At 61.7% G+C, this 14,505-nt stretch carries 14 protein-coding genes; 10 read left to right on the plus strand and 4 right to left on the minus strand.

Going from position 1 to position 14,505, the window contains the following annotated elements; genetic code table 11:
• Positions 1 to 85 precede the first annotated feature (85 nt).
• From LOY36_RS18150 to LOY36_RS18160, 3 genes are read right to left on the minus strand one after another with little or no spacing between them, the layout of a single operon-like run.
• Entirely contained in the window at positions 86 to 850 is a 765-nt protein-coding gene (locus LOY36_RS18150; protein WP_309475218.1) for an enoyl-CoA hydratase-related protein, read from the minus strand.
• Between the two features lie 57 nt (positions 851 to 907).
• Positions 908 to 2,242, minus strand: a complete 1,335-nt coding sequence (locus LOY36_RS18155) for a hypothetical protein (protein ID WP_258669612.1) — start codon at positions 2,240 to 2,242, stop codon at positions 908 to 910.
• Entirely contained in the window at positions 2,239 to 3,837 is a 1,599-nt protein-coding gene (locus LOY36_RS18160; protein ID WP_258669615.1) for an amino acid adenylation domain-containing protein, read from the minus strand. Before LOY36_RS18160 ends, LOY36_RS18155 begins: the two co-directional genes overlap by 4 nt.
• 258 nt (positions 3,838 to 4,095) lie before the next feature.
• Between LOY36_RS18160 and LOY36_RS18165 the strand changes: the two genes are divergently transcribed.
• Entirely contained in the window at positions 4,096 to 4,602 is a 507-nt protein-coding gene (locus LOY36_RS18165; protein WP_019648429.1) for an RNA polymerase sigma factor, read from the plus strand.
• Complete coding sequence (locus LOY36_RS18170) at positions 4,599 to 5,351, plus strand: anti-sigma factor (protein WP_019648428.1); 753 nt, start codon at positions 4,599 to 4,601, stop codon at positions 5,349 to 5,351. The genes LOY36_RS18165 and LOY36_RS18170 overlap by 4 nt, the downstream gene beginning before the upstream one ends.
• A gap of 12 nt (positions 5,352 to 5,363) precedes the next feature.
• Here LOY36_RS18170 and LOY36_RS18175 read toward each other — a convergent pair whose 3' ends face one another.
• Positions 5,364 to 6,200, minus strand: coding sequence for an IclR family transcriptional regulator (locus LOY36_RS18175; protein ID WP_018925445.1), 837 nt, complete (start codon positions 6,198 to 6,200; stop codon positions 5,364 to 5,366).
• Between the two features lie 243 nt (positions 6,201 to 6,443).
• Between LOY36_RS18175 and LOY36_RS18180 the strand changes: the two genes are divergently transcribed.
• From LOY36_RS18180 to zapE, 8 genes are all read left to right on the plus strand, one after another.
• Positions 6,444 to 7,469 carry an ABC transporter ATP-binding protein gene (locus tag LOY36_RS18180; protein WP_258669645.1) on the plus strand — a complete coding sequence of 342 codons (1,026 nt, stop codon included), beginning with the start codon at positions 6,444 to 6,446 and terminating at the stop codon, positions 7,467 to 7,469.
• The gene (locus LOY36_RS18185; protein ID WP_019648426.1) at positions 7,466 to 8,335 is read left to right on the plus strand and encodes an ABC transporter permease; all 870 of its coding nucleotides are present in this window, start codon (positions 7,466 to 7,468) and stop codon (positions 8,333 to 8,335) included. The genes LOY36_RS18180 and LOY36_RS18185 overlap by 4 nt, the downstream gene beginning before the upstream one ends.
• A gap of 6 nt (positions 8,336 to 8,341) precedes the next feature.
• Positions 8,342 to 9,136, plus strand: a complete 795-nt coding sequence (locus LOY36_RS18190) for an ABC transporter permease (protein ID WP_019580025.1) — start codon at positions 8,342 to 8,344, stop codon at positions 9,134 to 9,136.
• 7 nt (positions 9,137 to 9,143) lie between these two features.
• Positions 9,144 to 9,434 carry a (2Fe-2S)-binding protein gene (locus tag LOY36_RS18195; RefSeq protein WP_258669651.1) on the plus strand — a complete coding sequence of 97 codons (291 nt, stop codon included), beginning with the start codon at positions 9,144 to 9,146 and terminating at the stop codon, positions 9,432 to 9,434.
• A 121-nt stretch (positions 9,435 to 9,555) separates the two neighbouring features.
• Positions 9,556 to 10,908, plus strand: coding sequence for an NAD(P)/FAD-dependent oxidoreductase (locus LOY36_RS18200; RefSeq protein WP_258669654.1), 1,353 nt, complete (start codon positions 9,556 to 9,558; stop codon positions 10,906 to 10,908).
• On the plus strand, positions 10,905 to 12,020 hold the full coding sequence (locus tag LOY36_RS18205; protein ID WP_258669656.1) for an FAD-binding oxidoreductase: 1,116 nt from the start codon (positions 10,905 to 10,907) through the stop codon (positions 12,018 to 12,020). The genes LOY36_RS18200 and LOY36_RS18205 overlap by 4 nt, the downstream gene beginning before the upstream one ends.
• A gap of 18 nt (positions 12,021 to 12,038) precedes the next feature.
• On the plus strand, positions 12,039 to 13,085 hold the full coding sequence (locus LOY36_RS18210) for an ABC transporter substrate-binding protein (protein WP_258669658.1): 1,047 nt from the start codon (positions 12,039 to 12,041) through the stop codon (positions 13,083 to 13,085).
• Positions 13,086 to 13,341: 256 nt separating this feature from the next.
• Positions 13,342 to 14,469 (plus strand): cell division protein ZapE, encoded by a 1,128-nt coding sequence (zapE, locus tag LOY36_RS18215; RefSeq protein ID WP_258669668.1) that lies wholly within the window; start codon positions 13,342 to 13,344, stop codon positions 14,467 to 14,469.
• Positions 14,470 to 14,505: the final 36 nt, after the last annotated feature.

Raw genomic sequence — 14,505 nt, forward strand, 5'->3', positions numbered from 1 at the left:
CTATGAGACGAACGTCACGTAGGATTATTCCCCCTGAACTGTAGTTTCTTTCAAAGCACCGCTAGCGACGAATCCTCAAGGTTGGTCAAACCGGGTTAAAACTCGGCTCACGCTTCTGCAAAAAAGCCTGCATACCTTCCTGTTGCCCCTCCGTGGCAAACAAACCATGAAACACTCTTCGCTCGAAAAGAAGGCCCTCACGCAGCCCTGACTCCAGCGCCCGGTCCACTGACTCGCGCGCAGCGAGTGTGGCGGTTTTAGCGAAACCGGCAATGATCTGCGCTGCGGCCAAGGATTGCTCCAGCAGATCGCTGGCAACGATTACCCGCGACACCAACCCTGCCCGCTCGGCCTCTTCGGCCGACATCGAGCGTCCGGTCAAAATCATGTCCATGGCCTTCGACTTGCCTATCAGGCGTGTGAGACGTTGGGTCCCGCCCATTCCAGGCATCACTCCCAACCTGATTTCCGGTTGGCCAAAACGAGCGTTATCCGCAGCAAAGATCAGATCGCACATCATGGCCAACTCACAGCCACCACCGTATGCATAACCGGCAACAGCGGCCAGCTTGGGCGTACGTAACGCGGCAAAGGCTTCCCAATCGGCGAAATAATCCTCATGGACCATGTCCAGGTAAGACTTTCCGTACATCTCCTTGATGTCGGCGCCAGCCGCAAAAAAATCTGCCGTCCCGGTGATCACGAAACAGCCGACTCCGGGGTCGCGGTCCAACCGTTGCAACGTGTCCAGTAGTTCGCGCATCAGGGCCGAACTCAAAGCATTCCTGGCCTGCGGGCGATTAAGACGAATCAATACGACTCGATCATGACGTTCGATCAATGTGTGCATGGTGATCTCATTAAATAGATGTGAAATGTTTGAATGACAAAACGCTCTTGGCACACTTCAGGAATCCCAGATTGCGCCATACGCCGGAATGCCCCGCCCTTCCATTTCCTCAACCACTCGCTGGGTGAGCGTCTGGTTCGAAATGCAGATCACCGCCTCGGCACCGAACGAGCGAACCGCGTCATAAGCCAGTTGCACAAGGTCTGGCTTGCCGAGCACATCGGTGTCCCAGATCAAGGCATCAGGATTGGCCCGCAGGATCTCTTCCACCAGTTCGTCACCGTAGGTTTTTCGCGGGCTGCGGGTCGACCAGACCAGCCGTATCGGTACTTGCCTGGCCAACAAATGGGGCAACACCGGGCCGATGCCGCTGCCCGTGGCGATGTACACCACCGATTTGAACAGGGTTTCGATGTGCGCCACGCCAGCGGTGGTAATGCCTTTGACCCAGACATGCGTCGGCATTTGCTCGATGAACTCGCCGGTCCAATCACCTGCCCGGGAAATGATCAGGCGAAAACCCGCTTCACCCGGTGCGGGAATATTGGCAAAGGAATGCCACTCCATCAGCGGGTTGAGACTGATGGCGTTGGAGGAGCCGGCAAACGGCGTGACATGGTCAAAACGGGCTATTACCGCATGAGAAGAAGGCCTGATCAGTTGCACCGGTACTTTGCGCAGACGAAACCATGGCAAGGCGATGCTGAACGTCAACACAATCAGCATCCAGAATGCCACCGACGTCGACAGCGCCTCGCTCACGGAGGCCTGCGGGCTCTGGTCCCGGGTAAACAGAACGCTCCATACCCAGAACAGGGCAAGTGCGGTCCACCCACCAAAGCGGTGCATTCGCTCGAAGCCGTTGTGAAAACGCCCGCGAATCCGCGGGTGAGCCATGACGGCCACCAGCAGCAAGATCCCCAGTAACCCGGTGCTCACCCCGAGCAGCGCCAGGGAAACGCCGCCCAAGCTTTCAGTCCAATGCCAGGCCAGGGAGCCGATCAACACCGCGAACCAGCCAATCGCCGCCAGCGCCCCGCCACTGTGCAAGCCGCCGAAGTGGTAAACCTTGGCCAGTGAGCGGCGTATCGCAAGCGGCCAGGAAGTGGGCGCCCGGGTTGCCAGCCAGAACAGCAGATTGATGATGTACTGCTGGCGAATCAAAATCGCCAGCGACAGATTCGCCACCACCAATCCCGACAGCGCCTCAAGGACTATCCCCGTGGATGTCCACCACTGCCCGGCGGTCAACCCATGCGCCAGTGCCGCGATATTGAGTGCAAGCACCAGGGCTAGCAGGCGGTTGTAATGCGAAAATATCGGCAACGTCCCCAATCGCCGCCACAGTACGCGCTTGACCGGCAGTGCGGTATCCGGATTCCCCCCCTTCATGCGCTCACCCCTTGCCGGGTCGTCGCGTCAGCCTGGTGCGTCATCGCCCACTCCAGCAGCAAGCGTTTGTCGACCTTGCCGCGTGAGGTCAGCGGAATGTGCTCCACGGCGAGGATCAGCGAAGGGACGCAATAATAGGCAAGCCGCTCTTCACAGCGCCGTCTTGCATCATCGATGTCCGTGGTAACGGGATAGACGAAGGCCACCAGATGGCGACTGTCGAGTTTCAACGTGACCGCCCGCTCGCAGCGATCAGATGACTCCAGAACCGTAGAAACAGAGTCAAGCTCCACCCGAAACCCTCTGACCTTGACCTGGTCATCGACACGTCCCAGGTGTTCCAGTTCGCCGTTCGCTGTCCAACGCCCCAGATCACGTGTGCGAAACATCATCCGGCCCTGCCCCAGAAACGGATCGGGCCGATAGCGTTCGGCGGTCAGCGTCGGGTTACTCAAATAACCGGCGGTCACACAGTCGCCACCCGCCCACATCTCACCTTGCTCACCCGCCTGACAGAGCTGGCCCGCCTCATCCAGCACGTACACCGTGTTGTTGGGCGTGGGTTTGCCGATCGTCAATGCACCTGCGCCCCTGTAATGCTGCATGGTGTTGACGATCGTGGTTTCGGTCGGGCCGCAGGCATTGTAAAAAGTGCAGAACGAGGACCAGCGATCAGCCAGGGGCTGCGGGCATGGCTCCCCGGCAAGGGCCACTACCTTGACTTGCTGACACCGCAATGGATCGAGTGTGCCGAGTATCGAAGGCGTAGCGATCAGCACATCGCATTGTTCGGCCGTCTGGGCGATGTCCTTGCCACGGATCATCAAGGTCGCACCATGAGCCAGACACCCGAGTATTTCCCAGGCCGCCATGTCAAAGGCGATGTTAAGTATCTGTCCGACCTTGAGCCCAGGCCGCATGCCGAGATTGCCAGGGGCTGTCAGCAAAATATTGCACACATTGCGATGGGTCACCCGAACCCCATTGGGCAGGCCGGTGGTGCCGGAGGTGAATAGCACGAAGCACAATCGATCCGGGCTCGATGACAGCGAACAGGCCACATTCAGGTCATCAGCGGGTGTTGACGCAACCTCCATGAACTCATCGAGGCAAGTGCAGTGTTGCTGCGACGTCAGAGGAATTCGCGACTCGAGGCTCGACAGTGTCAGCACCACTCGCGTCGAGGCCACGTCCATGATGTGGCGCAATTGCGCGGCGGGAGTAATCCCTACGTGCTGAGGGATGTAGGCAGCACCCACTTTCAATGCGGCCAACATTCCCACCAGCATCGGGATCGAACGCTCCACAAACAAGGCCACGTGATCACCCGGGGCGACGCCCTGCTGACGCAACAGCGTGGCCAGTCGGTTGGCCTGCCGGTTCAGCTCACCATAGCTGATGGTTTCGCCCTCACAATGGGCGGCAATGCCCTGAGGTCTGGCGGCGGCTTGCGCCTCGACGGCGTGATGGATCAGAAGATACTCAGGCTCAACCGTCGGCCCTCGACCGAATTGTGGCCACGCGTCATGGGTGTTGTTGTTCGGAAGCAGCGAACAAATCGATGCCGACTCAAGGGGAATTTTGCACTCTTGCATAAAAAAAATTCTCTTCAGGCTCAATATTTACGTTCAAGCACGGGTGGTTCTGCGCAGCCTGATGAGAGGCTGGGCTGACTGCCTGAGCTTGCTGCATGGGTTGAGCCGCGAAGTTCGATGCCATTACATGGATTACAAACCCCTCAGAAATCTCCTACACAAATAAGTAATAGTTTTCCCCGACGAAGGAATAAACCACGGTGGCCGGCGTCCTTCTTGTCAGTGCCATTCATCACAGCCAGAGAACACGCCTTTTCCATGAACAACATCGACGGACAATTGCGTGAAATCATTCCCAGGCTGCGGCGCTTCGCCGTGTCGCTGACGCGCAACCCCAGCAGTGCCGACGATCTGGTGCAGGCAAGCCTGGAACGAGCGCTGTCGAATTGGAGCGCTAAACGTCCGGAGGGCGACCTGCGGGCCTGGCTGTTTTCGATTCTTTATCGGCAGTTTCTCGACGCCCACCGCCGATCCCGGCGGTATGCGCGGATGCTCGAATTCTTTACCGGGCGCGACGATGCGCAGCCTTCGGTAGAACGCACGGTAATCGCCCAATCGACCCTGCAAGCCTTCGATCAGCTCAGCACCGAACAGCGCGCGCTGCTGCTCTGGGTGTCGGTGGAAGGCTTGAGTTACAAGGAGGTCGCCGAGATTCTCGACGTCCCCACCGGCACCGTAATGTCGCGCCTGTCCCGCGCGCGCCAGGCCTTGCGCCAGCTCAGCGACGGCGAAATCACCCGCCCTTCCCTGCGGAGACTCAAATGATCAGCATGCCGCCCAGCGAGCGTGACCTGCACGCCTACGTCGATCACCAACTCAGCGATGCCGACCGACATCAGGTGGACACTTATCTGGCCAGCAATGCCGAGGTGGCCGCGCAAGTGCGCGCCTGGCAGCAGGACGCCCAGCAATTGCGCGCGGCCCTGAGCGGCGCCTTGCAGCAACCGGCCAACCCGCAACTTGACCCGGCGCTGATTCGCCAGCGCCTCAAACGCCAGTCGCGCCGTCATCTGGCCAGTGCCGCGGTGTTGTTGATTGCGGTCAGCGTCGGCGGATTGGGCGGTTGGCACGCGCGGGAGATGACTCTGGTCAGTCCCCCACTGCCGATGGCCGATGCGATGCAGGCCTACCGACTGATTGCCCAGCAAGGCATCCTGCCGGCGGATTACCAAGTCAGCGACGATGGCGACATGCAAGGCTGGCTCGACCGCTATTTCAGCCAGGCCCATCGTCTGCCGAACCTGGCGGGGGCTGGCTACAAACCGGTCAGCGGCCGTTTGCTCAGTACCGAACAAGGGCCGGCGGCGATGGTGGTCTACGAAGATCAGGGCGGCCACAAAGTCAGCTTCTACGTCCGGCCACCGGGGCCGAAAAACTTCCTCCTGCCCCGTGGCAGCCGCAGCGACGGCGAACTGCAGGCCGAGTATTGGTCGGATGCCGGGTACAACTACGCGATGGTCAGCCCGAGTGACACACCGGCGGCGCAGATGCTCAAGCAGACACTGAAGTTCTGATCCGGGTTGTGGTCACCCCTGCCCAAACACCTGCGAAGGCCTGCGCAACAGCGGGTCGAACGGATTGATCCGCGGCCCGATCAACGCCGCTTCGCGCTTGAGCATTTCCACCACGGTCGGCAAACGATCCGGCCCCAGGCGATCACTGATCGTGGCCACGCTCAACGCCGCCACTGCCCGGCCGTCGCGATCGAGGATCGGCACCGCTACGCCGGCCATGCCTTGCAACACGCCGGTGTTGCGCCCGGCGTACCCGAGCGCGCGCACATTCTCGACTTCCGAGCGCAGGAACACTTCGTCATACAGGTGAAAATCCTTGAGCCGCGGCAAGTTGTAGTGAATCACCGTGTCGCGTTCCTCTTGCGGCAGGAATGCCAGAATCGCCAGGCTGCCCTGACCCACGCCGAGCGCCACCCGCCCGCCGATGTCACCGGTAAATGTGCGGATCGGAAACGGCCCTTCACTGCGGTCCAGACAAATCGCATCAAAGCCGCTGCGCGCCAGTAAAAACAGCGAATCACCCAACGATGCCGATAACCGCAGCAATGCCGGCCGCGCCAGTTCGCGCAGGTTGTTGGTATTGCCGGCGCGGGCCGCCAAGGCAAAAAACTCCAAGCTCAGGCGATAGCGCTTGCTGCGGGCGTCCTGTTCGACCATGCCCTCGTCCATCAGGCTGCGCAGCAAGCGGTGGGTAGTCGGTTGCGACAAACCGATGCGCTGCGCCAGTTGCGTCACGCGTTCGCCGCCCTCGACGGTGTCACCCAGGCTGCGCAGCACCGCAAACAGTCTTGAGACCGCACCGACACCGACTTCATTTTTGTTTTCATTCCGATCAGTGGAATCTGACATTTGATTTCTCATCAATAAATTTACTCACTGAATAAAACTGAAAATAGTCATCGCTTCAGTGAAATAGGTTATTGAGCCCATCCTATTCTTCGTCCTACTCTGCGTCCATACAGGGGCGATTCGAACAACAACGGCAGCCGACACACGTCGAGCGCCAACACCCCCCGCAACATCTTTTCGTATCTGCCCATACAAAAAAGCGCGCCGTTGGCGACGCATAACAATCTCAGGTGGAGCGCAGTCATGGCCTTTGTGCAGCTTGAAAACCTCGGCAAACGATATGGCGAGATCGACGCAGTCGTCGCCACCAACCTGTCGGTGGAAAAAGGCGAGTTCGTCTCACTGCTCGGCCCCTCCGGCTGCGGCAAAACCACCACCCTGCAAATGATCGCCGGCTTCGTCGAAGTCAGCAGCGGGCGGATTGTGCTGGACGGTCGCGACATCACCCACGCCAAACCCGCCAGCCGAGGCCTGGGCGTGGTGTTCCAGAGTTACGCACTGTTCCCGCACATGACCGTGCAAGACAACGTCGCCTTCGGCCTGCGCATGCGCAAAGTGCCCAACGGTGAGTTGCAGCAACGGGTGGACCGGGTGCTGAAACTGGTTCGCCTGCACCAGCACGCCGAGCGTTATCCACGGGAGCTTTCCGGCGGCCAGCGCCAGCGTGTTGCACTGGCCCGGGCGTTGGTGATCGAGCCGCCGGTGTTGCTGCTCGACGAACCGCTGTCCAACCTCGACGCCAATTTGCGCGAAGAGATGCAGTTCGAAATCCGCCGCATCCAGCGTGAAGTCGGGATCACCACGCTGATGGTCACCCACGACCAGTCCGAAGCACTGTCGATCAGCGATCGGGTGGTGGTGATGCAGGCCGGGCGCATCACCCAGATCGACGCCCCTTACACCCTCTACGAACATCCGCGCACCGAGTTCATTTCCGGGTTCGTCGGCAAAGCCAATCTGCTGCCCGGTGAGCGAGATGGCGCCGGTGTGGTTCAGGTGTGCAACACCGGCAACGGCGAACTGTCGTTAAGCCTGCGCCCGGAAAAAATCGATCTGCGGGAAAAAGGCCATGGTCGTCTGCAAGGCAAGATCGCCAGCCGCTTCTTCCTCGGCAGCCAGTGGTTGTACGGCGTAACAACAACCCTGGGCGAACTCTGCGTGGTGCGTCGCAACGACGGCTCGGCGCCACTGGCCGAAGGCACGGCGGTCGGCCTCGACTGGGACGCGGCACTGCTGCGGGTGCTGAGTGCCGACGAGGTGTCGGCATGAATACGCTCGCCGCCATCCGCCAGGGACGCCAAGGGTATGTGTTGTCGGCGCCGGCCCTGGCGTTGTACGTCGGCCTGCTGGCAATCCCGCTGCTGCTGACGCTGGTGTTGTCGTTGAACGTCTTCGACTACAGCGCGGGGATCAACAGCGACGCCTACACCTTCGCCCACTACAGCAGCCTGCTGGGCGATCCGTACTTCTACGAGATCTTTCTGCGCACGATGTGGATCAGCGCCCTGACCACCCTGCTCTGCGTGCTGATCGGCGTGCCCGAGGCCTACATCCTCAGTCGCATGGGCGCACCGTGGCGTTCGATTTTCCTGATTCTGATCCTCACGCCGCTGCTGATTTCGGTGGTGGTGCGGGCGTTCGGCTGGAGCCTGTTGCTGGGCGCCGACGGGCTGGTCAACCAGACCTTGCAAGCCTTCGGTGGCTCGCCGATGAAGCTGCTCTACACGCCGTTCGCAGTGGTGATCGCGCTGGTCCACGTGATGCTGCCGTTCATGATCATTCCGGTCTGGACCTCGCTGCAAAAACTCGACCCGGCCGCCGAGCAGGCTGCGCTGTCACTGGGCGCCAGCCACTTCACGGTGATACGCAAAGTGGTGTTGCCGCAGGTCATGCCCGGCGTGCTCTCCGGCACCTTGATCGTGTTCGGCCTTGCGGCCAGCTCCTTCGCCATTCCCGGACTGCTCGGCGGACGCCGGCTGAAGATGGTCGCCACGCTGATCTACGACCAGTACCTGTCGGAGCTGAACTGGCCGATGGGCGCCGCGATTGCCGTGGCCCTGCTGTTGCTCAACCTGCTGATCATGCTGTCGTGGAACCGGATGATCGAAGGCCGCTACAAGAAGTCATTGGGATAATTCGTCATGTCCAGAAACGGTCCTTTCGCCCTGCTGTTCCATGCCCTGGTGGTGCTGTTCATGCTCGCGCCGCTGGTGGTGGTTTGCCTCGTCGCCTTCACCCCGGAAAACACCCTGAGCCTGCCGACCACGGATTTCTCCCTGCGCTGGTTCCGCGCCGTGTTCGAACGCGCGGACTTTGTCGATGCGTTCTACAACAGCCTGATCCTGGCCTTCAGCGCGGCCAGTCTGGCGACGCTGATTGCGGTGCCGGCGGCGCTGGCGATCACCCGCTTCGAGTTCCCCGGACGGGACTTTTTCAACGCCCTGTTCCTGTCGCCGATCATCATTCCGCACCTGGTGCTGGGGGTGGCGTTGCTGCGCCTGTTCGCGCTGATGGGCGTCAACGGCAGCTTCGCCTGGCTGATCTTCGCGCATGTGCTGGTAATCACGCCGTATGTGTTGCGACTGGTATTGGCGTCGGCCATCGGCCTGGACCGCAGCGCCGAACACGCCGCGCAATCCTTGGGTGCCGGACGCTTCACGCTGTTCCGGCAAATCACCTTGCCGATGATTCTGCCGGGGGTCGCCGGTGGCTGGCTCCTGGCGTTCATCAACAGTTTTGACGAGGTCACGTTGTCGATCTTCGTCACCTCGCCGGCCACGCAAACCTTGCCGGTGCGCATGTACGTGTACGCCACCGAATCCATCGATCCGATGATGGCGGCGGTGTCGGCCCTGGTGATCGCGCTGACCGCGCTGACGATGATTCTGCTCGATCGGGTCTACGGCCTGGATCGGGTTCTGGTGGGTAAACAATGAGGGCGCCATGGCTCTGCTGAAACGACTGGCCGAAGGCGACCGCCCGGCCCTGGACTTTACCCTCGACGGCGTGCCTGCCAGTGGCTTGCTCGGCGACACCCTGCTGACCGCTGTGCTGACCTGCAGCGAACACCTGCGCGGCAGCGACTTCAGCGCCGAACCCCGCGCCGGCTTCTGCCTGATGGGCGCCTGCCAGGACTGCTGGGTACGCCTGGGCGATGGCCGCCGGGTGCGGGCCTGCTCGACGCTGCTTGAGGCCGGCCAGCAGGTCCGCCGCGAACCGGGGCGTTGCGTATGACATCCATTTATCCGGCGTCCCCAAAAGATCGCAGCCTTCGGCAGCTCCTACGCCGTACGCGATCCCCTGTAGGAGCTGGCGAAGCCTGCGATCTTTTGATCTTTAATGTCGTGGGGTTTGTATGAAGCCCGTCATCATCGGCGCCGGCCCCGCCGGAATCCGTGCCGCACAAACCCTCGTCGCCCACGGCGTGCGCCCTATTCTGCTGGACGAAGCAGCTCGCGGTGGCGGGCAGATTTATCGGCGGCAACCGGCGAACTTCAAGCGCTCGCCCGTCAAGTTGTATGGCTTCGAAGCCCCCAAGGCCAACGCGCTGCATCAAACCATCGACGCACTGCGCGAACAACTCGATTACCGCCCCGACACGCTGGTATGGAACGCCGAGGCCAACGCACTCGACACCTTGCACGAGGGCCGTGCCATACGTGTGGCGTTCTCTCGGGTGATTGTCGCCACGGGTGCCACCGACCGGATTCTGCCGGTGCCGGGCTGGACGTTGCCGGGGGTGTACAGCCTCGGCGCGGCGCAGATCGCCTTGAAGTTTCAGGGCTGTGCCATTGGTGAACGCGTGGTGTTCGCCGGCAGCGGACCGTTGCTGTACCTGGTGGCCTATCAATACGCCAAGGCCGGTGCCAACGTGGTCGCGGTGCTCGACAGTTCACCGTTCAGCGCTCAGGCCCGCGCCCTGCCCGGTCTGTTGTCGCAGCCGGCTACCCTCGCCAAAGGCCTCTATTACCGCACCTGGCTGACCACCCACGGCATCCCGGTGCATCAGGGCGCCAGCCTGTCAGGCATCGATGGCCAACAGCGTGTGCAATCGCTGAACTGGCGCAACGCAAAAGGCCAACATCGAATCGACTGCGACGCCGTCGCCTTCGCCCATGGCCTGCGCAGCGAAACCCAACTCGCCGACTTACTGGGCTGCGAATTCGCCTGGAACCCGCTCAACCGCGCCTGGCTGCCACAGCGTGACAGCGCCGGGCGCAGCAGTGTCGCCGAGGTGTACCTGGCGGGTGACGGCGCCGGCATCATGGGCGCCGACGCGGCGGAAATGGCCGGCGAACGGGCAGCCCTCGCCTTGCTTGAAGACAGCGGTTACCTGCTCCCGCCGCAACGTGCCACCCAGCTGGAACAGTCGCTGAAAGAAATCGGCAAGTTCCGCCAGGGTCTTGAGCGTGCCTTTACCTTCCCCGAAAGCTGGGCCACCGACGCTGCGGATGACCTGATGATCTGTCGCTGCGAAGAAGTACACGCCGGCGACATCCGCCAGGTAGTGCGCGAAGGTCATTGGGAGATCAACCGGGTCAAGGCCCATTGCCGGGTCGGTATGGGTCGCTGTCAGGGTCGGATGTGCGGGGCCGCCGCAGCGGAAATCATTGCCTGCGAAAGCCAGCGTTCGGTAGCCGACATCGGTCGGTTGCGGGCTCAGGCACCGATCAAACCCTTGCCGTTCGGTCTGGAGGTCGAGCCATGATCGAAGTCGAGGCAGTCATCATTGGCGGTGGCATTGTCGGGGCCTCCGCCGCCCTGTTTCTGAGCAAGGCTGGCCGACGCGTAGCGCTGCTGGAACGGGATTTTTGCGGTTCGCATTCCAGCGGCGTGAACTATGGCGGCGTGCGTCGTCAGGGCCGGCCGCTGTCGCAATTGCCGTTGTCGCAACGGGCCCACGAAATCTGGGGACAGCTGCCGCAATTGATCGGCATCGATGGCGAGTACCAGCGCAGCGGCCACTTGAAACTCGCCCGCAGCCTCAACGACCTGCACGCCTTGCAGGACTACGCCGCCAGCAGCCAAGGGTTCGGCCTCGATTTGCAACTGTTCGACCGCAGTGAGTTGCGCGCACGTTTTCCGTGGGTCGGAGACGTCGCGGTCGGTGCTTCGCTGTGCCCGGACGATGGCCACGCCAACCCGCGCCTGGTGTCTCCGGCGTTTGCCCAAGCGGCACGTCGGCATGGCGCGCAGGTGCATGAGCAATGTGCAGTCACGGCGGTGGAACACGATGGTCAGCGCTTTCGCGTCAGCACTCAAACCGGCCTCGAGCTACACGCGCCCTGGCTGCTGAACTGCGCCGGCGCCTGGGCCGGCAGCCTTGCCGCGCAATTCGGTGAAGCGGTGCCGATGCATGCCGGTCACCCGGCGATGCTGGTCACCGAACCGTTGCCGCTGGTGATGAATGCCAGCACCGGCGTCGAAGGCGGCGGCATCTATGCCCGTCAGGTCGCGCGGGGCAACTGTGTGTTGGGCGGCGGCCAGGGCTTTGCCCTTGATAGTGCCCGCGCCCGGCCTGGTCAGAGCGCGGTGATCGAGATCCTGCGTCAGGCCGTCGAGCTCTACCCGTTTCTTGAAGGCGCCCAGGCGATTCGCACCTGGAGCGGCACCGAAGGTTATTTACCCGATCGTCAACCGGTGATCGGCCACAGCAGCACCCAACCCGGTCTGTTGCACGCGTTCGGCTTTGCCGGCGCGGGCTTTCAGATCGGGCCTGCGGTGGGCCAGGCGCTCACCGAGATCATCTGTAGCGGCGCGTCAAAGACGCTGCTGGATGCGTTTTCCATCACCCGGTTTCACTCCATCTCCGTAGCTTGATAGAGGAAGGTCGCGCCAATGAATAACCTCAAACGCACTGCACTGCTCGGTTTGTCCTGCATGAGCGCCCTGCTCACGGTCACTCAGGCCCACGCCGAGCCGACGCTTTACCTGGGCATGAACGGCGGGACCATGGAGCGGCTCTACGCCGACAAGGTGCTGCCGGTTTTCGAGAAAGCCAATAACGTCAAAGTGGTGATCGTGCCGGGGACCTCGGCCGATATCCTGGCCAAGGTCCAGGCCAGCAAAGGCAACCCGCAATTGCACGTGATGTTCCTCGACGACGGCATCATGTACCGCGCCATTGCCATGGGCCTGTGCGACAAACTCGAAGACAGCCCGACCCTGGCGCAGATTCCGCCCAAGGGCCGCATCAAGGATCAAGCGGTGGCGGTCAGCCTCGGCGTTACCGGGTTGGCGTACAACACGCGGCTGTTCAAGGAAAAAGGCTGGAACGCGCCGACCTCCTGGATGGACATGGCCGACCCGCGTTTCAAGGACAAACTGGTGTTCCAGTCGATGGCCTCCTCGACCTTCGGCCTGCACGGTTTCCTGATGTTCAACCGGATTCAGGGCGGCAGCGAAACCAACGTCGAACCGGGGTTCAAGGCCTGGCCGAACACCGTCGGGCGCAACGTGCTGGAGTACATTCCGAGCTCGGCGAAAATCTCCGAAATGCTCCAGACCGACGAAGCGGCGCTGTTCCCGTTGACCCCGACCCAGGTCACCGCGCTGAAACTCAAGGGCATGCCGGTGGAATATGCCCAGCCGAAGGAAGGCTCGGTGGTGCTCAACGTGGCCGAATGCGCCATTGCCAACAACACCCAACCGGAACTGGCGCAGAAACTCGCAGCCTTCTTGCTGACACCTGAAGCACAGGCTGCGGCGCTTGAAGACGGCGATCAGATTCCGTCGAACCCGAATACGCCAACCAGCGACAAGACCCGCGGTCAGGTCGAGGCGATGAAGCACTATCTGGAAACGGCGATTGCCATCGATTGGGATCAGGTCAACGAACAGCGCCCGGCGTGGAATGACCGGTGGAATCGCAGTATCGAGCGTTAACCTCGAAGATCAGGTGAGAGGGCTTTTGTGGCACGGGAGCTTGCCTGTGGCGAGGGAGCTTGCTCCCGTTGAACTGCGCAGCAGTTCCTTTTTTGGGGCCGCTTCGCAGCCCAACGGGAGCAAGCTCCCTCGCCACAAAAGCCTTCTCGACACAAAAGCTTGGTCGGCAGCAGTGGAAGGGAAATTACCCACTTGGTTAAACTACGCCGCCGCGGCTCAGGGGGAGCCGGCCTGAAGATTACGGGGTGACATCACATTGGCCGTACGACCGCCCAACCGTCCGCAACTCACACCACGCTGGTCCGCGCTACGCCGTTTTTTCGGCAAGGCATTCGCGGCGCCAACCAGTGGCAGCGCGCAAGGCCGGGTGATCCACGACTACTTCCGCCACAAGGCCCATGTTCAGGGCTATACCCTCAGCCACAGCCAGTTGCGCGTGATCGACTGCATGGCGCAGCACGCGTCGGCGCTGCCGGGGTCATCGGCGCCACTCCCCGGGCTTTACCTCCATGGTGCGGTCGGGCGCGGCAAGAGCTGGCTGCTCGACGGTTTTTTCCAGGCCATCCCCGTCACGGCAAAACAGCGCCTGCACTTCCATGAGTTTTTTGCGCAATTGCACCAGGGCATGTTCAGCCATCGCGATCAGCCCGATGCGCTGGCAACCACCCTCGACGAACTGCTGCAAGACTGCCGGGTGCTGTGTTTCGATGAATTCCACGTGCATGACATCGGCGATGCGATGCTCATCACCCGGCTGTTCAAGGCGCTGTTTCGCCGGGGGATTCTGCTGCTGGTGACCTCAAACTACCCGCCGGAAGGTTTACTGCCCAACCCGCTTTACCATGCCCGTTTCAAACCGGTGATCGACCTGATCAACACGCGCATGCAGGTGATGGAAGTCGGCGGCCCCCATGATTACCGCAGTCAGGCGCGACCCCATGCGCAGCAGCTGTTTACCCAGGGCCAGTACGTCTGGCCGGCCACGGTGAGCCAGCGTCAGGCGCTGCACCTGCTCGAACACGACGCACCACCCATTCGGCTGCCCGTCGGGACACGACACCTACAAGCCCGATACTGCGAAGGGCGAACCATCGGCTTCACCTTCGCCGACCTGTGCGAACACCCCACCGCCGTCATGGACTACCTGGAACTGTGCCGGCGTTTCGACCGCTGGATCATCGACAAACTGCCCAGCCTCGCCGACTGTTCAATCGCCGCCCAACAACGCTTCATCAACCTGATCGACGTCTTGTACGACCAGGACAAACACCTGATTCTGCTCGGCCACCAGTCATTGCGCGAATGCCTGGATGGCGATGCCATCGACCTGGCGCGCACGCGCAGCCGGCTGGGGCAGTTGCTGGAGGTCAGGGAACTCGCCTGACAGCCACCACCACTTTCCCGCTATCATGTCGCCCAT

The sequence above is a fragment of the Pseudomonas sp. B21-019 genome, assembly GCF_024749225.1.
Lineage (GTDB): Bacteria > Pseudomonadota > Gammaproteobacteria > Pseudomonadales > Pseudomonadaceae > Aquipseudomonas.